This window comes from Vibrio penaeicida (genome assembly GCF_002933855.1).
Classification (GTDB): Bacteria; Pseudomonadota; Gammaproteobacteria; order Enterobacterales; family Vibrionaceae; genus Vibrio; species Vibrio penaeicida_A.
Genome location: NZ_BFAQ01000042.1, coordinates 49336 through 69012 on the forward strand (window position 1 = coordinate 49336; position 19677 = coordinate 69012).

Sequence of the window (19677 nt, forward strand, 5' to 3'; positions counted from 1 at the left end):
CAAAAAGCGCTCCCTCGTTTGGGTGAGCGCTTTCGCCTTTACAAGCCTAATTTGCTATTGATTTCCGCGATTTCTTCACGCCATTTATCTTGCAGTTTTACCTTTTGATGCTTAGGTTTGCGAGCCATATCTTCTTCTAGTAATGTTTCTAGTTCCAGTAACTTTTCGAGCATGAGCTCTTCGTCGTTTTCGACGTTTACTGAAACGTGTGCTGAATTGCAAGAGTCTGACGTACTGTTATTTTCACTAAGCTTGGAAGCGCTGTTCATTTGAATGTCACCACTTTCGACAGCCAAACGCTCGTAAGCCACCTCAACATCTAGGTGCTCTTCCAGTTTTCCATCCGCCACCAGCCAGAACCGGTTGCAACTGGATTCAATAAGCCGGCGATCATGGCTTACCACCAACGCGCCTCCTTGAAAGTTTTTTAACGTCTCAAAAAGTTCTTCTTTGCCTTCTAAATCCAAGTGGTTGGTTGGCTCATCCAGCATGAGTAGATGGTAGTTTGCGAGGGTTAACCCGATAAACAGCAATCGAGAACGCTCGCCACCACTTAGCTCTTTTACTTTCTGCTCATGGCGGTTAAATGGAAAGCCAGCACTGATAAGTGAACGCTTTCGTACTTCTTCTGTTAAATTTCCGTAGGAATACAGCGCGTCGAGTATACTTTCCTCTCCATTAAGCTGCTCTAGGCTCTGGTCGTAGTATCCGATGTTTGCTTTTGGATGAAGTACTATTCCTCCAACGCTCTGGCCATCGGAGTACGCAGCCCAAAGCATGCGCATGAGAGAAGATTTACCGCTACCGTTTCGCCCCAGTATTGCAACTTTATCGCCGCTTTTGATTTGCTGGTGAATCACATCAAATAACAACGGAAGGTGCGGCTGTGCTTTCACTTGGGTATTTTCGAGTTCTAACAGGCGATTCGCTTGCATACGCTCACCCGACAAGGTCAGCGTCCACGGTGAACCTTGTGAAAGCTCGGTTTGCTGCTCGACCAATCGATCTTTGCGCTTTTCCATATGTTTGGCTTTACGAGCTAAATCTTCGTTGTCGTAAACTTTGCCCCAAACAGCTAAGCGTTTGGCGCTTTTTTCTATACGGTCGATTTCCTTTTGCTCAGATTTGTGGCGCGCTTCATCAGCCGTATCTTTCTCTACTAGAGCATGCCTTGCTTCGCTACAAGGTAAATCGAAACTATAGAGCCCTTTGTCTCTCATGATCCAAGTGGTATTAGTTACGCTATCTAATAGAGTCTGGTCGTGAGATACCAATACAAAGCTACCGCGCCACTCTTTAAGAAAACGCTCTAACCATAAAAGGGTTGGGAGATCCAAATGGTTGCTGGGCTCATCGAGAAGTAAAAGATCAGGCTGGGTAATTAAGGCTCTTGCGAGCAAGAGTTTCATATGTTGCCCGCCACTGAGGGAAGAAGCGAGCTGCTGCCATTGGCTTTCATTAAAGCCAAATTCGGCCAATAACGCTTCTACACGCCATCGCTCGTCGGGTTCGGGTAATTGCTCTGCTAATGCGTCAATCAAACTGGCATGTTCAACCGCCGCAGGAAGATGCTGCTCTACACTCGCAATCACACAGCTATAGGCTTTGGTAACACTGCCAGTATGGGAATCTGACTTGCCACTTAACACGGCAAGAAGCGAACTTTTTCCACAACCGTTATGACCAATTAAGCCAATTTTGTTGCCTTTTTGCAGGGTAAAGGAAATCGCTTCAAACAAGGTGCTTGAAGGTTGTTCAATAGTAAGAGTTTGTGCTGATAATAAAGTACTCATAAGTTTCTCAAGAATTGCGGGCACGATGCCCTTGTCAAACTACGCTGACAACAACCCAAGAGCCCAAGAGAAGAGCACTCTGAATAGAATGGTTTTGTATTCGCTCAAGCCTGGATTATCGCAGCACGATATCGCAATGTCTTGAGTGGTTCACTATAGCAAAGTGACGTGCGCTAAACGGGCGACACACAAACATAATTAATTCCTCCTTTTGGTTATCGGGTAATACCCTATGTGGAACATTGGAAGAATAATAAAACGTGACCTGACAATAAGACAGCTTTGAGGTTAATGAGACATAAAAAAAGAGAAGTGCGTCACTTCTCTTGTTTGGTTCAGAATCAACAAATTTTAATTAAATATAATCAAAAGGTTAATGGGTACTGCCTTCATGCAGATTGCCTCCCATTTGTTCACTTAAATACTGAGCAGCTTCAAGCATGGCTTCGCGACATTCCTTTCTTATGGTTCGGTTATCTCCTTCCACGTTTTCTATCAGCGGAACGGTCAAACATGCGATGGCTTGACCCGAGTAATCCGTTAGCGGCACTGAAATATTCACAACACCTTTGATCACGTAACTTTTTCGCTCTTCATATCCCTTTTTCCGAACCTTGGCTAATTCCATTTTTATTTGCGCAATTTCATCTTCGTCGCCGGGAGGGTGAGCAATAATGAATTGATCGAGTTCTTGCTCAGGAGAGTGCGCTAACATTACGCGACCAGAGGAGGCTTTCCAAACATCCAGCTTGGCGCCCAAGCGCACGCTCATTAAGTGGTAGCCTGGTGAATCAACCTGCCCAATAACCAATAATTTACCTTCAGAAACGATGGCAAGGTGAATAGACTGACATAGCTTTTCCGCTAATGCATTCATAACCGGAACAGCAAGAGAAGTGAGACGTTTTATTTTTGGATAACGATGCGAGACTTCAAACAACTTAGTGGTAAGCGCGTACCTATCGGTATGAGAATCTAGAGACAAATAGCCGCGATCGCATAGAACCACCAACATTCTAAATATCTCTCCCACACTTCTTCCTAATTCTCTGGCAATTTCGACCTGAGAAAGCCCAGAAGCATGGTTTGAAAGTACTTCTATGATGTCTAAGCCCTTTTCTAGAGCTGGCGCTTGGTACTTCTTCTCTTCTTTCGTATCCAATGGTTTTCCTTAATAGTGAATAACTTACTTCCAAGCTGCCTTTGTGGCGCTACACCCAAGTAACCTTAAAATACTTGGGTATAAGACTATCGCTTATTGGAACCAATACTACTGAATACTTTAACAAGTTTCATCAACGAGACATCACATCATTCATACTATGTGATCGCATTTTCCACTTTAGTTGTTTGCCGTATTTTGTCCCAATCCCAGTTTATACCTAAGCCGGACTCCGAAGGAGCAATAGCTTTGCCATTATTTATTGAAAGTGTGTTCGATGTAACAGAACCTAACTGCGGGATATATTCTAACCAGCGGCTATTAGGCACCGCACAACATAACGATACATGCAGTTCCATCAAGAAATGCGGGCAAACGGATACATTATACGTTTCAGCCAAATGTGCGACTTTAAGCCAAGGCGTGATCCCCCCAATTCTTGCCACATCAACTTGAACAATATGGCAAGCACCTCGCTCTAAATACTCTCGAAAGCCGCGTGTGCCGTACATGGATTCCCCAACGGCAATGGGCAGCCCTGCAGTCGCACACAATTGTTGATGACCAGAAATATCTTCTGCTGGCATTGGTTCTTCTAACCAGCTGATTCCAAGCTCTGCGAATGCTCTGCCACGCTTTATTGCTTCATCACGGCTAAAGCTTTGATTGGCGTCGACCATTATGTGGTAGTCGTCGCCCACCTGCTCTCTCACGTATTCCAGCCTGCGAATGTCTTCCGCTAAACTCGGTGAGCCGACTTTTACTTTAGAGCCGCCAAATCCTTGCTGTTTGACAGCAATGGCATCGGCTGCGAGTTGCTCTGGTGTGAGATGCAACCAACCGCCTTCGGTGGTATACAGCGGTATTTCGCCTTTTGCCCCTCCCGCCATTTTCCATAGTGGAAGCTGAGCTTTGATTGATTTTCTATCCCACAACGCGGTATCAATTGCCGCAAGTGCTAGGGACGTTATCGCTCCAACCGATGTAGCATGTGAATGGAAATACAAAGATCGCCAAATCTCTTCAATACAGTCCGGATCTTTCCCAATAAGCTGAGGCAATAAGTGATCATTTAAAAGAGCGACAACGGAGGAGCCTCCCGTGCCAATTGTGTACGTATACCCTACCCCCGTTACACCGTCACTATCGGTAATCTTAACAATGGGTGTTTCTTGACAAACAAACGCCTGAATCGCATCTGTTCGTTTTACTTCCGGTGTCAGATCGACCCAAAAAAGCTCTGCTTTCACTATCCGTGTCATGGCTTTGATTCCTTAAGCCTGATTCCATTCAGGCGTTTTCATACGCAACGGCAACTTGGCTGGAAACGCCTAGCCCATCAATACCGAGCTCGACAACATCGTTCTCTTTTAAATATCTAGGTGGATTAAATCCCAGCCCAACACCGAACGGCGTACCCGTAGAAATCACATCTCCTGGCAATAACGTCATGTATTGGCTTATGTAGCTCACTTGATGTGCGATTGAGAAAACCATGTCACTGGTATTGCTGTCTTGTAGCATTTCTCCATTAACCGATAACCACAATCGAAGACTTTGCGGGTCCGTACACTCGTCGGTTGTAACCAAATAAGGGCCAAGCGGTGCAAAGGTGTCACAACTTTTTCCTTTTACCCACTGCCCTTCTTGTTCAAGCTGGAACTCACGTTCTGAGTAATCATTATGCAGCGCATAACCTGCGACATAATCCAATGCTTCATCTTCAGAGACATAACTGGCTGACTTGCCGATAACAATCGCAAGTTCCACTTCCCAATCGGTTTTCAGGCTGTTTTTTGGAATGATCACAGGATCGTTTGGCCCGCACAATGAGCTCGTCGCCTTCATAAACAGCACAGGTTGGCTTGGGATCGGCATACCCGATTCCTCGGCGTGCTTCTTGTAATTCAAACCAACACATATAATTTTGGATGGGCGACAAATCGGGGCACCATATCGTTCTTTTTCATCAAATTCTGGGCAATTCCCTTGGTGCTCATCTAGCCATGTCGCCAACCGGTCTACACCATCGTTTTCGAAAAAAGCTTCGGTATAATCTTCACCAAACGCACTGACATTGATACGTTTTCCATTGCTCAGTTCGACGCCGGGTTTCTCTTGCCTCGGTTCGCCTACTCGAATCAGTTTCATTTTGTTGTCCTTAGAATCATTCTGTTTAGCGGAGTTGAACCACGCCACCGTCTATGTCGTAGCTTACGCCTGTAATAAATTTGGCTTTATCGCTGCAAAGAAATACCGCAATATCGGCGATTTCTTCTGGTGTCCCCATTCGCCCAATGGGTTGATATTCGCTGAGAACTTTGAACATTTCGTTTTTGTTGTCGGGGTAATGTTTATCTAAATACCCATCAACAAATGGTGTGTGGACTCGCGCAGGGCAAATGCAATTACAGCGAACTCCTTTATCAACGTAATCTCTCGCGACACTCAATGTCATAGCTGATACCGCACCTTTCGAAGCCGAGTACGCAAATCGGTCTGAAATACCCACTTTCGCAGCGATAGAAGAAAGATTGAGAATGGAGCCTTTTGCCGACTGAAGCATTGGCATGAAATATTTGGTGAACAGAAATAGACCATTAACGTTCACGGAAAATACGCGTTGAAGCTCGTCCAATTCGGTATTCTCAACGTTACCGACGTGTGCAATTCCGGCATTGTTAACAAGAATATCCAAACGACCAATTTGCTGTTCCAGCTCTGCAACCAAGCGCTTCACATCCGCTTCCGAAGACACATCACACGTCAACGCTGTAATTCGATCAGAACCGAATTCTTCCGCTGCGCGCTCAAGATGCTCTGGATTTATATCCACTAAAACAACATGTGCACCGGCTTGATGAAAACCTTTGGCAATCGCTAACCCAATCCCAGAAGCAGATCCGGTGATAAGGGCTACTTTTCCCTGTAGCATGGGTATCTCCTTAATTGAGTTCAAATACTTGTTCCATGTTTTGCCACCACGCTTCACCTGCTTCAGGTAATGGCTGCTGCATAGGTTTCATCCACGCCCACCATTTTTGAGTAATGGGATCGGCAGCCATCGCAGCCATGTCCCCTTCAAAGTCATGACCGACGTACTCAAAGTAGGCAAACAGCAAACCATCGTGATGAAAAATAGAGTAGTTTTGGATGTGTGACGCTTTGATTTGAGCCAATACTTCAGGCCAAACCTCCGCATGTGCTTTAACGTATTCGTCGTAATGTTCAGGCTTTAATCGGATAACTTGACCAAATTTCTTCATGGGCATTCTCCTAACGTAGCCGTGACAGGTAAGAACGTTGCGCCGTCTTGTAGAAAAGGTGTTGGCGCTCTTCTTCCGTCCAATTTGAAACCATTGTGTTTAAGCGTTGATGCCACTCCTGCGCCGATTCCACTAAAGCCACAACAGGCCAGTCGGAACCAAACAACAGCCTTTCTGCACCAAAGGCGGTTTTTAGATAGGCAATCACTTCCCCTAACAACCCTTCTGATTTTGAAAGGTCCCCAGCTTGGGTAACGAGACCAGATACCTTACAAACGGAGTTTGGCATCGCCGCTATTGAGGCAATATCTTGTTTCCATTTCTCATAGGCTTTTTCGTCTTCCAAATAGGAGGCGATGGCAGGAATGCCTCCGTGATCAATAACGAAATACGTATCTGGGCATTGTTTGATGAGCGCTGCGGCATCTTCTAACTCTTGTGGGCGAATACAAACATCAAAAGAAAACCCAGCGTTACCTATCTCTTGCACGCCTTTAACAAACGATTCTTGCAAACAGTACCCTTGAGGGCGTTCTTCTGTATGAAGCACTTGCCTGAATCCGACGACGTGTTTTGCATCGCTGTGGACGCGTTGTAAATAGGAGGTAATATCGCTCCGACATACATCAAGCGAAGCAACCATAGCAACGAGCGGTGAATTAGGGTCGCGACACAACTGCCCTATAGCTTCGATTTCTTTGTCTTTTTGATTTTCAATCACATCCACTTCAACGTAGATGGCGCGATCGACCGATTTGAAATCGGATTGGTACATTTCCAAGCTAAACGTTTTATTCAGCGCTTCAAATCCATTGACCCATGGTAAATCGAACTCATCCAAATCCCATAGATGCAAGTGACTGTCTATGATCATCTCTGATCTCCTTTTTCAGTTCGATATTTTAAATATAAAATTACATTTTAAATACGATATGTAAATCTATTTTTGGTTATTATTTGATCAATTTAGCAGCTAGCGTGAAGTTGATCACGAAGAGCTTGTTCGAGATCTTCTTTGCAGCCGCTGATTATCGAAATGACTTAAAGAACTGGTGGGGTAATTGAGTTAACGGGTGAAGTGAATTGGATAGTTAAAAATGAAGTGACACGAATGAACCCCTCACTTTGTAGATCCAAAGAAAGGGGTCAGAAAGAGGTTTTTGACTTACATGTGCATTCGTAACTAAAAGTAATTATTTAGGGCATTACTATAGTAAAGAAGGCAACCACAAGGTAATTGCGGGTAAGTAAGTCACCAACATGAGTACGGCTACCATAGCCAAGTAGAAAGGCAGCATGTGCCGAGCGGTGGTTTCTATTTTCACTTTCCCTATGCCGCACCCCACCATCAATGAAGTACCTACAGGTGGAGTACATACACCAATACCCAAATTGAGCAACATAATAATGCCAAAGTGAATTGGATCGACGCCTATGGTTTTAGCGATGGGTAAAAGAATGGGTGTAAGAATCAGAATTAACACCCCCATATCCATCAACATTCCCAATACCAACAACAATATGTTGATGGCTAACAGCACCACATAAGGGTTGTCCGACAATCCCAAAATGAAATCAGCCAACAAACTCGGGACGCTGAGGAACGACAATAAATAACCAAATGCGGAAGAGGTCATGATAATCGCGATCACCATCGACAACGTTTTCATGGTGTCGCTCATGATTTTCTTCATTTGGATGCGATTGACGCTTTTGTAAATCAATATTGTGACTAACAACGCATACGCCACCGCAACAGCCGCAGACTCTGTTGCGGTAAATATTCCCAATACAATCCCACCGATAATAATAACGATGGTAAACAGCCCAATAGAGGCTTCACTGGTAATCGCTAACCCTTCTTTTAGCGAATACTTTTTTCCTTGTGGGTGACCATAACGAATCGCCAAAAATCCACACAAAATCATGAGAGAAACACTCAGCAATATGCCCGGAACATAACCTGCAACAAACAGCTGGCTAATCGGTAACCCACCAGCTGCCAACGCGTAGTAAATCATATTCTGACTGGGTGGAATCAATACCCCTTGCACGGAAGACGTCACAGTAACCGCGACCGAATATTCTGCTGGGTAGCCACTGCGCTTCATGGCTGGAATCAAAAACGATCCAATCGACGCCACATCCGCAACCGACGAACCTGAAATGCCACCAAAAAAAGTACTGGCGACAACATTGCCTTGCGCCATGCCCCCTCTAAATCGACCCACTAATACTTCAGAAAAACGCACCAATCGGTCAGATATCCCGCCTTCCGTCATAATGCTGCCGACGAGAATAAAAAATGGCACTGCAAGAAACGTAAAACTGAACATGCCATTAACCATTCGCTGCGCCACAAGCAACAGTGGAAGGTCCAACTGCCAAGCGGTAAGCACTGAAGAAATGCCTAGTGCAAAAGCAATGGGCACTCTTAGTAACATTAAGGTTAAGAAACTACCGAGTAGTACTGCAATTCCTACTTGATCCGCACTCATAACGATCCCTCTTCTTTTTCCCTTACGTCTCCCGTCACAATGTTGGTGATCGCATTAATAAGAGTCAGAATAGCCCCGACAACGGCTGAATAATAAAGTAGCTGCTTTGGTAAACCGGAAGCAGGAAGTATCTGCGCTCCCGCAATGTTTACCAACGTTTGAGCATTCATGAGTAGAATGAAAGAAAAGCCAGCAATGCAGAAATAGGCAAAGTAATCGAGTGACTTACCAATAGGTATTGGCGCTTTGTCTCGCAAGTAAGTGATGGCAACATGAGAGTGCGTTTTCACCCCCACGGCAATAGACAACATTCCGTACCACACCAAAAACAACATGGCGACTTCTTCAGACCAACTGGTTGGCTTGTTAAACACATATCGTAGAACAACCTGCATGACCGTTATCACGACAATCAGTTCAAGCAGTCGGTTAGCTACCCATGCAACAATTTGATTCAGTTTCGTTATTAGCAGACTCATCATTTTGGCTCCGAGAGCTTTGTGCTTACCCTATTTCTACGTTCAATCGCAACTCTACGTTTCAACGTAGCCCTACGGTTTAAGGCAAGCACTCCGCACTATTTCACTGCCTTAATTTTGCTAACAAGAGGTAACAGTTTCGGAAATTCTTCATATACGGGCTGAACCGCTTCTTGGAAAGGTGTATTGTCGATAACCGTGACTTTTACACCCGCTGCAACCACTTTCTTTTTTGCATCAATGTTGGCGCGAATCATCAGGTCTCGCTCAAAGATCGCCGCTTCTTTCGCTGCTCTAGAGATAGCTTCGCGCTGATTCTGAGGAAGGGAGTCATATTTCGCTTTATTCATGATCAGTATAGCGGGTGGGCTCAAATGACCATCTTCAACATAGTTAGGTGCGACTTCATAGTGACCAGATGTGAGATAACTTACGTAGTCGTTCTCAGCACCATCGATCACACCTGTTTGTAAGCTAGAGAACACTTCACCGTAGTTCATTGGTGTTGCCACACCCCCAACCAAATTAACCATGCTGATCGAAATAGGCGATTTCTGAACTCGGATCTTTAGCCCTTTCATGTCTTCGATAGAGTTTACAGGGTTGTCTTTCGTGGTATAAAAGCTGCGGGTTCCTGCTTCCATGTATTCGAAACCGATTAAGCCGTATTTCGCCATATCAGCACGAACTTCATCTCCTACTTTGCTATCTAAAACACGGTATTTGTGCTTCACATTTTTAAAAATATAAGGAAGCGTAAACACACCAATGCTTGGCGATACATTCGCCAGAGTCACGCTGTTCACACGAGTTAAGTCGATAATTCCAGCTTGAGTTTGCTCAATGGTTTCCGCCTCTTGCCCTAACTGAGCACCCGAGAACACTTTTACTTTTATTTCACCATTTGAGTATGTCGATGCAAGCTCAGCAAATTTATGCATCGCCACAGTAACGGGATTGGATTCTGGCTGGTTTTCTGCCAAGCGTAACGTTGTTGCCATCGATAAACTCGGCACCAGTATTGCTGCAATTGAGCAACTAATTAAACCTTTCGTTAGTGTCCATTTCATGTCCTATACTCCTTGTTTACTCGGCTATTCCTAAGCCAAATATTGGGTTATTTAGCGGATACGCTTTCGCCATGCCGCCTGTTCCTTTATTCATTTCACGGTGTTGCTTGACCGCTTACTCGTGGCTCTCTTTTATCGTGTGACTGATCGAGTGTTTACCTAAATACGCAGCCATTAAAAATGGACCATCAGGGGTTAAAGACCATTCAAGAAACTCTGCTCTATCCCCTACTCTAGGCATTGTGTTTGGATGCGAGAGCAATTGGAGAGGGTTGTGCCGTGTGATTTGGAGCAGTTCAGACATCGTTAACCCGCACCACTTCATTGTGTCACGTAGCATTTTGTCCATTCGTGCTGATGAACCCGCGAAGTAAGGGGATCCAGGAATGCGGACTACTCCATCGGAACAAAGCTCAATCTCTGCTTCTCCCAACCAATAACGCCCCGGTTGCTGTGCTAACCCTCCAGCGGCTGTCGCATCCGTTGTTAAAACAGCACGTGGTAACGTTTTTGCACGCAACCACGCCTTAAGCATTTCGGGTTTCACATGAAGCCCGTCGGCAATGAAACTGGCATAGAGACCATCATGAGCCAATTGCGCCATCAGCGGGTTATCCACCTTATGCAGTTGATGCGCCAAACCGTTTCCTAAATGCGTTGAAAGAATCGCGCCCGCGTTTACTGCTTCACTGATTTTTTCTGAGCTCGCGTTGGTGTGCCCTAGCGCAACGGTAATCCCTTCCGATTTGAGAAATGAAATCAGATCAATCACGCCTTCAATTTCCGGAGCAACCGTCATGAGCTTGATAGGCTTCGAAGACAATGACTGCAATTTTTTAACAATCGCAACAGAACCCGGAATCATCGCTTTTTTTGGATGAGCGCCAACAAAGCCCTCTTTAGGAGATAAGAATGGTCCTTCAATGTGATAACCCATGACCATTTCTTTGCCCAAAGCACTTTGCTTTACCGCGTCATCTAATTCCTGAAGGAGGCGGTAGAGTTTGTTTTCTTCCGCCGAAATCAATGTCGGTAAGCAGCGGGTGACGCCACATTCCAGCATTGCCGAGAAAGCGCTATCCAACTTCTCTGCTGTTACACCATAAGAATTAAAATCAAGTCCGTTGAACCCGTTGATCTGAATATCCACCAGCCCCGGAGTAACAACAGAATCCTGTTCATTCATATCAAGGTGAAACGCAGGCACTTCGTTTGTAATCCGAGAGATGATGCCCAATTCATTGATGTCATATCGCATCAAAGGCCGATCATCACCTGAATACACCAGTAGGCTTTTCAAACTAGCGCTACTCATTTCGACCTCTTAGGCTCAATAAGCTTGCAGCTTCATTGTCCAAAAATACGGATGTCGACGAGTGCTTTTGCAACACAGACGCCGGATGAAGAACGGATATATCACCTTCTAAGCAGTGACGAACGGCTTGCGCTTTTCTCTTCGAAGGTACGGTGCAAATAATGTGTTCACTTTTCAGAATCTGCTGAATAGACATGGATATCGCTTGAGTAGGAACCTCTTCCATTGAAGCAAACCACCCTTCGCCTAACTGCTGTTCTCGGCATGCTTCATCTAATTCAACTTGAATATAAGGCGTGGTCACTTCAAAGTCAGCGGGCGGATCGTTAAACGCTAAGTGACCGTTTTCACCGATCCCAACAAACGCTACGTCGATACTTACTTCGGCCATCTTCTCGTTGAGCTTTGTCAATTCTTCATGAAGGGGGGACGCATCTCCATTGACATAATTGATGGAATGAAGACCTAGCAGTTTGTCGGCAACTCGCTCTCTCAAATAACGCCTAAAGCTAGCTGGATGTTCATCACTCAAACCTACATATTCGTCGAGATGGAAAATGGATACCTTTGACCAATCAATTCCTGCATTAACGATCAGATTAGAAAGCATTGAAAACTGGCTGGTGCCCGTAGCCAAAATCACGTTCGCATGCCCTTTGTTCTCAATAGCTTGTTGAACGAGCTGCGCTCCGTGCTGGGCAGCGGCTGCCCCCATAGATGCTTCGTCTAACCATCTAGATATTTCCATTGTTTCTTACTCCACAAATCTGGTTATGTGCGAATCACATGTTCATTTCTTAAACACAAACTTGTCATTAATTACACTTGCTGTAAATAACTATTTTTTACACAATGTGTAATTATATAAGTGAGCGTTTAGAAAAAGCGGATAGGCGCTACTTTCAACTATTTGTTTTTTATTGGATAAAAGACAAGGTCCTAGCCAGATTAACGTCGTTGCCAATCCCATAATTGAATGGCAAAAATTTGAAGGAAATCACCATTTATGTCGTCTGCATCAACCTCAAAAACGTCGACTAACCTCTCTTTTTGTGAACGTCTCTCGACATCATTGGAACAGCTCGATTTACAATTAACCCAACTGTCTGACAAACGAAAAAACCAACTATTACGTGCCATTTTTAGCCAGCCAGCACCCACTAGAAAAAGCTTAAGCCAAGAATACAGATTGCGCCCCGCGACGGTGACTGAACTGGTTGGGGAGCTTATTGAACTGGGTTTGGTTATCGAAGATCGAACCATTAATCCATCGAAGCCAGGGAGACCTGAAGTGTTTTTACGCGTTCAGCCTAACGCGCTGTCGGGCATTGTTATCACCATCGATTCGCTGACCATTTATGCGCATCTCATTAACTTGAAGGGCGAAGTCGTTGGCTCGTCTTCAAAAACGCTTAACGATCACGAACTTTCAAACCAACAAATACTGAATCAGTTTGAAACGCTGGCAAATACCTTAATCCAGTCGTCTCCAGAGTCCAGTATAGTGGGCATCACCTGTTCATTACCGGGCTTAGTGGATGAAGATAAAGTGAGTTGGGTCTACGCCAATCGTTGGCCTGAAGTCACCAACCTTTCGTTCGAGCCTCTTTCAAACAACACCAAACTACCCGTTAAAATAGCCAAAAACCTCAACAACGAATTACGTGCTCGTTTACTCCGCCATCCAGAAAATAAAAAAGAATCAGTGCTGAATATCCACTGGGGTTACGGGATCGGAACATCCTATGCGTTGCGCGGACAAGTACTTCATACCCCCATAGGTGGTTTTGGCGAACTGGGGCAAACGTCCATTTTTATAGGGGACAAGCTTGTTACCGTGGAATCGGTGGCATCCCTAAGAGCCATTGAAGGGGAATTGAAGTCACACGTTCAAAATGTTCCCGTTAATGAAGCGGGATTCGAGGAAATGTTCAATGAAAAAGAGATCGCCGATTTACCCGTGATAAACCAAGCAATAGAGCTAATGAGCGCCACACTAATGAATGCGTTTTTGGTTCTGTTTCCTCAGCAAATCGTGATTACTGGACCTTTTGCCCAAAGCCCAGAAATATTCAAACGATTAGAGCAAAGCTTTACCGAGAAACTACCCAAATTTGTGTCGAGAGAAGTCACGTTGCATGTGGGACAGCGTGCCAAAGCGGATGAGCTATTTGGCGCGCTTTCACCGCTATTTCAAACTGAAATACTCACGCGGTTAAAAAGTCGTTAGACGTTGCCAGCCTCTAACGCTCGCTTGATACCGAGCTCTAGCCCTCGGAATTCACCAAGCCCTTTTAAACGGCCAATGCACGAGTAGCCAGGGTTGGTCGATTTGTTCAAATCGTCTATCATCTGGTGCCCATGATCTGGGCGCATCGGAATAGAGCGGTTGTCGCCATTTCCCCGCCTTCGAGACTCCTCTTTCAACAGTGCCAATACTACCGAATACATATCAACGTCCCCTTCTAAATGCGCTGCTTCGTGAAAGCTTTGAGGGTTTTCTTCTCTTTGAGTCGAACGCAAATGTGTGAAAAATATTCGGTCGTGAAACGTTTGAATCATATTCACCAAATCATTATCTTCTCGAACACCGTAGGAACCGGTACAGAACGTAAAGCCGTTGTTTTCACTTGGGACCGATTCCGCCAACCAAGTCATATCTTCAATGGTTGAAACAATTCGAGGAAGCCCCAAAATGGGCCTGGGTGGATCGTCGGGATGAACCGCCATTTTGATATTATGTTGTTCGCATATTGGCATCAGCGCATCAAGAAATAGCTTAAGATTAGAACGAAGTGTTTCCTTATCAACTTCATCGTAACGAATAAGGTGAGCGCGAAACTCATCCAAGCTATACCCTTCTTCTGCCCCCGGAAGCCCAGCTATGATGTTTGCCGTTAGCTTATCAATATCGTCTTGGGTCATGTTCAAAAATACGTCATGCGCATCGGTTTTTTCCGCTTTGCTGTACTGCTGCTCGGCCCCTTCTCGCTTCAAAATATACAACTCAAACACGGAAAAAAGCGTGTGGTCAAACCGCAACGCCTTTGAGCCATCGGATAGCTCATATTCCAAGTCTGTACGTGTCCAATCCAGAACTGGCATAAAGTTGTAGCACACGGTATCAATACCGCATGCAGCAAGGTTTATGAGTGTCTGCTTGTAGTTTTCAATCCAGGTTTTCCAATCACGCTTTCTTAGCTTTATGTCTTCATGCACGGGGACACTTTCCACGACAGACCACGTTAACCCTGCATCTTCAATTTGAGCTTTTCTGATGCTGATTTCTTCTAGGCTCCATGCCTCACCATTGGGAATATGATGCAATGCTGTCACTATCCCTGTCGCTCCTGCTTGCCTGATATCTTGTAAAGACACGGGATCCTGTGGTCCGTACCAGCGCCAAGTCTGCTCCATAACTCACTCCATTTGAATGATCGCTTGATTGAAAATAATTAATAACATAACCTGTTATTAATTATTTTGTAAATACCATTGGTGAAAATATGAGCTCTGAAACCGTCAAAATTGTACCGACAAAGATTGTTCATTTAGGGTTTGGGGCGTTCTATCGAGCACACCAAGCGGTTTATTCTCACGAAGCAATGGGTGCTGAAGATCCGTGGGGGACGTGTGTAGTCAGCCTATTTAGTGGACAGCCAATGATAGCCGCGCTAACAGAGCAACATTGTCAATACTCGGTTATTGCTAAGGGGGATAGCGGTGCGAATATCACTAAAATTCAATCCATTAGCAACGCTCTGCATCCTACGATTCATGGCAAAGACGCGATCTTGGATACGATGGCGTCAATCGATACCCACATTATCTCACTCACCATCACCGAAAAAGGGTATTGCATAAACCCTCAATCTAGGCAATTAGACACAAGTGACCCTCTCATTCTGCATGACTTAGCCAAGCCCAGCGCCCCACATTCGGCAATTGGTTACATTGTGGAATCTTTGAGAAGGCGATTTGAACGAAATTTAGAAGGGGTAACAGTGCTTTCTTGTGACAATATCCCAAATAATGGAGAAGCCGTTCAAAACGCGGTGACGCAATTTGCGGAGTTGATTTCCCCCGAACTCGCGCTTTGGATAGGTCGAGAAGTCACTTTTCCATCCTCGATGGTTGATCGAATTACGCCGGCAGTCACCCATGAAACCCAACAAGAAATCGATCGTGTCGTGGGAGAACACGACCCCTGCGGAATCATCACCGAACCTTTTAGCCAATGGGTGATAGAAGATAACTTCCGGTATGGAAGACCAAACTGGGAAACGGCCGGTGCTCAATTTGTAGAGGATGTCACGCCCTACGAAGACATGAAATTGAGAATGCTTAATGGGGCGCATTCTTTCATTGCGTATTTGGGTTACTTAGCGGGTTACAAAACGGTAGCGGAGACAATTCAAGACAAAGATTTCGAGATCGCGGTTCGACGGATCATGACATCGCAAGCGCAAACGTTGCAAATGCCCCAACATGAGTTGGAAGCGTATCAAGAGTCGCTCATCGAGCGTTTTCGCAATACTCAACTGAAACATAAAACATGGCAAATCGCGATGGATGGCAGCCAGAAATTACCGCAACGGATCCTTGCCCCTTTCACACTTCGCTTGCAAGCCGATCAAAACTGTGACGATTACTATTTGGCGATCGCAGCTTGGATACGATACGTAAACGGAGTGGACGACAGTGGAGAAAGATTTGAAGTTAAAGATCCAAAATCAGCACTGTTCGATACTATTCACAAAAGCGTCCAACCTAACAAACTGGTCGAACAATTTGTTCAAATGGAGGAGGTGTTCGGCGCTCAATTAATCCACAACGACACCGCCGTTGCAGGGATCAGGAATGCGTATGAATCCATCGCACAACATGGTGCGAAAAACACGCTGAAAAGGTTCAATGTGTCCTAACTAATCGCTAGGTCTGGCAATACAAGTGACTACCACATTACATTATCACCAGTAATACCAGGGTCTTTTCTTACACAGTTCACACTTTATAAATATTGATTCTGTGTAAAGGATTGCATTAGTAACTATTTATGCCAATTTAATGCGAAATTAACATTCTCAAAATTACGCTGCTTCCAAGTTTCATATAAGGCTCAACTTTCCCCAAAAACGTCATTGCTGAGCCGTTAACCTAACTCGGAAGAACAATGAAAAAGTTGCTAGTTACATCGGTTTTATTAGGTCTCACTGCCTGTGGTGGAGGGTCCGGCTCAGAAACAACAACCAATCCAGTGACACCAAACCCCGCGCCCACTCAGCCAACAGAGCCTGCTAATGGGTCGGGTATCTCAGCCAAGTGGAAAGTGTTTGCTACCATCTCTCTGCCCAATGGCGATTATGTTTCAGCACGTTCGGACCAGCAAACAACGAAAATACACCAAGAACTGCCTCTTATTCCCGCTCCTAATGGCTATGAATTGTTAAATCAAACCACGGCTTTAGCGCAGTTCGCTCAGTGGACGATTACCAACCCAGACAATTCAGTAGTAACGAGTGACGCTAAAAGAACGGTATTACTTCAGCTAAGAGAGGAAGGGACTTATCAAGTAGAAATGTGCGTTTCTGAAACCAGCACGATTGTGAAAGCGTATCCTTTTTGCGCCAATTTTGACTTGATCGTCGCTACGCCAAAATCTCATCCAAAACTCATGTCTAATGGCACGCAATTGAATGTGAGTGCATCTGATCTGGTTTCTGGTACGAACGCCGTTTTTGATGCCGTCACTTTAGACAGTTCTGATCGTGGATTGGCCACTGTGAATACTGAACGCACAACGTTAACTTACGAAACGTTGGATGAATACGCGTATCTTTCATCAAGCGAACGAGAAGAAGTTCGTTTGAATGTACAGGCTAGCAGCGACAGCGAACGTTGGTCTGGTGTTATTGATGTAGTTATTAACGGCACCAACTCGACACCAGAATGCACAGCGCAAACCAGCACGATCACCATTCCAGAATCTGCCCCCGGTAGTGAAACGTTCACAAAAGTCCCTGCAGGTCATTGTTTTACTGTTGGATCAAACTCTCTCTCAGCCAATTCTGACTGGCAAGGCTCCATTCATAACGACACCAGAGATACCCTTCTCGGTATCTTCCGTTATGCGGGTGTGGATTCAACAGACAACGTTCTTCATATGAAAACCACATCTCCTGGAAAGATAACCCTATCTAAGAAGCTGCATGGTGGTGATATCGATGGTAACAAAGAATGGAACATTGAGATCATCGATAACGAGAACGTTGCACTGCCCGAAATAAAGGATTGGAAAACGCACCAAACTCTCGCAATCAATGAACGTCACCAATTATCCGTTCAGACAGAAGGTGAAGCGCAAAATTGGATTTACCATTGGCGTGTGTCGGATGTGTCATTCGGTGAAAAACAAACCATCCGAGTTGCAACAAAATCACCCAATTTGAATTTAGGTGCATTCTCAAACAGCCAAAACGTGAAAGTCGAGCTAGTCACCGACAACCGACATTATTTGAAGAATCAATCCGCCAGTTTCGGTCGCGATTCACTCGTCATTGCTGGAATGAAAGGGGCGCACAAAAAATATAAGCAGTACGCGCTGATACGAGGAGACGAGCCAACACCGCCGAAGGCTGTAATAAAAGTCAATGACCAAGTCTTCGATGCTGGTGTACATAGATTACGATTGAACAAGAATGAAAAACTGATTATTGACGGCAGTGCTTCGGTATACGATGAGAATGATGAATTCCTTAAATTCCATCACATTAAAAACGCTAATTCTATTAATAAGATTGAATGGGTAAGCGATCAGACCACTCACACATACACCAGCACGGAAGATGTCCTTATGCATAACTTTTGCATTACCGGAAAGTTCCCTTGGTTTAGTTCGGAGAATTCTTGTGTGAAACTGCTTATTCTGAGCGAGTAGTTTTTCATACACTCAATCTTTCTTTTATCCCCAATCCGTCGATAAGCGGTGCGGGGATATTTGATTCAAGCACTGGTTCGAACTTTTAGCTCGCTGTCTATTACGCAGCTTTTTAACGGTTCCTTACCTAAAATCATGTACGCTGCCAGCCGCCCTTTCTCTCTTTGAGCCTGATGGATCGTCGTTAGTCCCGCGGTTTCAGCCTGCGGAATATCATCAAACCCAGACACTCTCACATCGTTAGGTACTGACAACCCAGCATCCTGACACGCCTGTATCGTGCCTAAAGCAATCACATCGCTCATGCACAAAATAACGTCTGGCTTACTTGTTTTAAGTGCCTGCTTTGCGGCTTGATAGGCATCATCGAACGCATTGTCTGGTACGTTCCAAATATGTTTGTCTTGCAGAAAATGTCCTGTCTTGGCTTTGATCACATTCTGCATTCCTTGAAGGCGTCGGTTTGATACCGACATATTAAAGTCCAGCAAATCTGCCGTATGAATGGGTTCAACCTTAGGCGAAGCCGTCAGCCTTAACCCCAAAATGCAGACCTGCTTAAAGGGTTGCCCAAGCGTGTGATTCGAGATGAGAGAAGCCGCTCCCTCGTCATCGGTGTTGATGTGACAAACACCGTCAATATCCACATCGACTGAAACCATAGGCTTGTGCTGACGAATCAGCCTTGCCAACATTTCGTCGTCTTTTGGTGGACCATAGACAATAAAGCCATCGGCATAAGCATCGAAAGAACGACTCTCGGCGAACCCTACGCGGCTAGGAAGTAAGAGAATATTGATGTTCTCTTCGTCAAATACTTCAGAAACACCCGTTAAGAACTGCGTTGCGATGGGATCGCTAAAGTTATATTGAAGGCGCTCTGCAAGCGACACGCCAATGATGCCAGACTTCCCAATTTTTAAACTTCTCGCCGCTGCATTGGGGCCATAAAACCCCATTTTTTCACATTCAGACAAGATGTGTGCTCGAAGCTTTTCTGAGAGTTGATTGGGTCGGTTAAAGGCATTAGAAATGGTCGCGGTCGATACACCAAGAGCGAGTGATACGTCTTTTAATGTCAGCTTTTTCGCGTTCATAATAACCTTTAACTTCCTTATATTGACTTGAAAGGTCCAAAGCAAAAAGCGTCCGGTTAC

General features: G+C 45.0%; 17 protein-coding genes. 3 read left to right on the top strand and 14 right to left on the bottom strand.

The features are described 5' to 3' along the window. Window positions 1-38 precede the first annotated feature (38 nt). The 12 genes from VPNCDNU1_RS22280 to VPNCDNU1_RS22335 form a co-directional block, all read right to left on the bottom strand. A complete protein-coding gene (locus VPNCDNU1_RS22280; RefSeq protein WP_104402382.1) occupies window positions 39-1793 on the bottom strand; it encodes an ABC-F family ATP-binding cassette domain-containing protein in 1755 nt (584 codons plus the stop codon). 373 nt (window positions 1794-2166) lie between these two features. Then, complete coding sequence (locus VPNCDNU1_RS22285) at window positions 2167-2955, bottom strand: IclR family transcriptional regulator (RefSeq protein ID WP_104402383.1); 789 nt, start codon at window positions 2953-2955, stop codon at window positions 2167-2169. 158 nt (window positions 2956-3113) lie between these two features. After that, complete coding sequence (locus tag VPNCDNU1_RS22290; RefSeq protein ID WP_104402384.1) at window positions 3114-4217, bottom strand: mandelate racemase/muconate lactonizing enzyme family protein; 1104 nt, start codon at window positions 4215-4217, stop codon at window positions 3114-3116. Between the two features lie 28 nt (window positions 4218-4245). Continuing rightward, window positions 4246-5106, bottom strand: coding sequence for a fumarylacetoacetate hydrolase family protein (locus tag VPNCDNU1_RS22295; protein WP_104402385.1), 861 nt, complete (start codon window positions 5104-5106; stop codon window positions 4246-4248). A gap of 25 nt (window positions 5107-5131) precedes the next feature. Beyond that, entirely contained in the window at window positions 5132-5890 is a 759-nt protein-coding gene (locus tag VPNCDNU1_RS22300) for an SDR family NAD(P)-dependent oxidoreductase (RefSeq protein WP_104402386.1), read from the bottom strand. A gap of 10 nt (window positions 5891-5900) precedes the next feature. After that, entirely contained in the window at window positions 5901-6221 is a 321-nt protein-coding gene (locus VPNCDNU1_RS22305; protein WP_104402387.1) for an L-rhamnose mutarotase, read from the bottom strand. Between the two features lie 10 nt (window positions 6222-6231). Next, complete coding sequence (locus VPNCDNU1_RS22310) at window positions 6232-7095, bottom strand: amidohydrolase family protein (RefSeq protein WP_104402388.1); 864 nt, start codon at window positions 7093-7095, stop codon at window positions 6232-6234. Between the two features lie 334 nt (window positions 7096-7429). Continuing rightward, the gene (locus VPNCDNU1_RS22315) at window positions 7430-8719 is read right to left on the bottom strand and encodes a TRAP transporter large permease (protein WP_104402389.1); all 1290 of its coding nucleotides are present in this window, start codon (window positions 8717-8719) and stop codon (window positions 7430-7432) included. Then, complete coding sequence (locus tag VPNCDNU1_RS22320) at window positions 8716-9201, bottom strand: TRAP transporter small permease (RefSeq protein WP_104402390.1); 486 nt, start codon at window positions 9199-9201, stop codon at window positions 8716-8718. The genes VPNCDNU1_RS22315 and VPNCDNU1_RS22320 overlap by 4 nt, the downstream gene beginning before the upstream one ends. Before the next feature lie 95 nt (window positions 9202-9296). Then, window positions 9297-10268 carry a TRAP transporter substrate-binding protein gene (locus tag VPNCDNU1_RS22325; RefSeq protein WP_201797153.1) on the bottom strand — a complete coding sequence of 324 codons (972 nt, stop codon included), beginning with the start codon at window positions 10266-10268 and terminating at the stop codon, window positions 9297-9299. A 115-nt stretch (window positions 10269-10383) separates the two neighbouring features. Beyond that, on the bottom strand, window positions 10384-11583 hold the full coding sequence (locus VPNCDNU1_RS22330; protein ID WP_104402391.1) for an N-acetylglucosamine-6-phosphate deacetylase: 1200 nt from the start codon (window positions 11581-11583) through the stop codon (window positions 10384-10386). Next, on the bottom strand, window positions 11576-12331 hold the full coding sequence (locus VPNCDNU1_RS22335; RefSeq protein WP_104402392.1) for a glucosamine-6-phosphate deaminase: 756 nt from the start codon (window positions 12329-12331) through the stop codon (window positions 11576-11578). Before VPNCDNU1_RS22335 ends, VPNCDNU1_RS22330 begins: the two co-directional genes overlap by 8 nt. 258 nt (window positions 12332-12589) lie before the next feature. Between VPNCDNU1_RS22335 and VPNCDNU1_RS22340 the strand changes: the two genes are divergently transcribed. Further along, the gene (locus VPNCDNU1_RS22340; protein ID WP_104402393.1) at window positions 12590-13813 is read left to right on the top strand and encodes an ROK family transcriptional regulator; all 1224 of its coding nucleotides are present in this window, start codon (window positions 12590-12592) and stop codon (window positions 13811-13813) included. Here the strand turns inward: VPNCDNU1_RS22340 and uxuA are convergent. Then, complete coding sequence (gene uxuA, locus VPNCDNU1_RS22345) at window positions 13810-15000, bottom strand: mannonate dehydratase (protein ID WP_104402394.1); 1191 nt, start codon at window positions 14998-15000, stop codon at window positions 13810-13812. The genes VPNCDNU1_RS22340 and uxuA overlap by 4 nt on opposite strands. Before the next feature lie 89 nt (window positions 15001-15089). On the opposite strand from uxuA, the gene VPNCDNU1_RS22350 reads away from it, so the two are divergent. Both VPNCDNU1_RS22350 and VPNCDNU1_RS22355 read left to right on the top strand, forming a co-directional pair. Beyond that, window positions 15090-16508, top strand: a complete 1419-nt coding sequence (locus VPNCDNU1_RS22350) for a mannitol dehydrogenase family protein (protein ID WP_104402395.1) — start codon at window positions 15090-15092, stop codon at window positions 16506-16508. A 248-nt stretch (window positions 16509-16756) separates the two neighbouring features. Continuing rightward, entirely contained in the window at window positions 16757-18520 is a 1764-nt protein-coding gene (locus tag VPNCDNU1_RS22355; RefSeq protein ID WP_104402396.1) for a hypothetical protein, read from the top strand. A 65-nt stretch (window positions 18521-18585) separates the two neighbouring features. On the opposite strand, the gene VPNCDNU1_RS22360 is transcribed toward VPNCDNU1_RS22355, so the two are convergent. Beyond that, complete coding sequence (locus tag VPNCDNU1_RS22360) at window positions 18586-19617, bottom strand: LacI family DNA-binding transcriptional regulator (protein WP_104402397.1); 1032 nt, start codon at window positions 19615-19617, stop codon at window positions 18586-18588. Between the last annotated feature and the right edge of the window lie 60 nt (window positions 19618-19677).

Bases quoted from the DNA above. Each gene is read 5' to 3' on its own strand.
- VPNCDNU1_RS22280 (WP_104402382.1), bottom strand. From the start codon at position 1,793: ATGAGTACTTTATTATCAGCACAAACTCTTACTATTGAACAACCTTCA.
- VPNCDNU1_RS22290 (WP_104402384.1), bottom strand. From the start codon at position 4,217: ATGACACGGATAGTGAAAGCAGAGCTTTTTTGGGTCGATCTGACACCG.
- VPNCDNU1_RS22295 (WP_104402385.1), bottom strand. From the start codon at position 5,106: ATGAAACTGATTCGAGTAGGCGAACCGAGGCAAGAGAAACCCGGCGTC.
- VPNCDNU1_RS22300 (WP_104402386.1), bottom strand. From the start codon at position 5,890: ATGCTACAGGGAAAAGTAGCCCTTATCACCGGATCTGCTTCTGGGATT.
- VPNCDNU1_RS22305 (WP_104402387.1), bottom strand. From the start codon at position 6,221: ATGAAGAAATTTGGTCAAGTTATCCGATTAAAGCCTGAACATTACGAC.
- VPNCDNU1_RS22310 (WP_104402388.1), bottom strand. From the start codon at position 7,095: ATGATCATAGACAGTCACTTGCATCTATGGGATTTGGATGAGTTCGAT.
- VPNCDNU1_RS22315 (WP_104402389.1), bottom strand. From the start codon at position 8,719: ATGAGTGCGGATCAAGTAGGAATTGCAGTACTACTCGGTAGTTTCTTA.
- VPNCDNU1_RS22320 (WP_104402390.1), bottom strand. From the start codon at position 9,201: ATGATGAGTCTGCTAATAACGAAACTGAATCAAATTGTTGCATGGGTA.
- VPNCDNU1_RS22325 (WP_201797153.1), bottom strand. From the start codon at position 10,268: ATGAAATGGACACTAACGAAAGGTTTAATTAGTTGCTCAATTGCAGCA.
- VPNCDNU1_RS22330 (WP_104402391.1), bottom strand. From the start codon at position 11,583: ATGAGTAGCGCTAGTTTGAAAAGCCTACTGGTGTATTCAGGTGATGAT.
- VPNCDNU1_RS22335 (WP_104402392.1), bottom strand. From the start codon at position 12,331: ATGGAAATATCTAGATGGTTAGACGAAGCATCTATGGGGGCAGCCGCT.
- VPNCDNU1_RS22340 (WP_104402393.1), top strand. From the start codon at position 12,590: ATGTCGTCTGCATCAACCTCAAAAACGTCGACTAACCTCTCTTTTTGT.
- uxuA (WP_104402394.1), bottom strand. From the start codon at position 15,000: ATGGAGCAGACTTGGCGCTGGTACGGACCACAGGATCCCGTGTCTTTA.
- VPNCDNU1_RS22350 (WP_104402395.1), top strand. From the start codon at position 15,090: ATGAGCTCTGAAACCGTCAAAATTGTACCGACAAAGATTGTTCATTTA.
- VPNCDNU1_RS22355 (WP_104402396.1), top strand. From the start codon at position 16,757: ATGAAAAAGTTGCTAGTTACATCGGTTTTATTAGGTCTCACTGCCTGT.
- VPNCDNU1_RS22360 (WP_104402397.1), bottom strand. From the start codon at position 19,617: ATGAACGCGAAAAAGCTGACATTAAAAGACGTATCACTCGCTCTTGGT.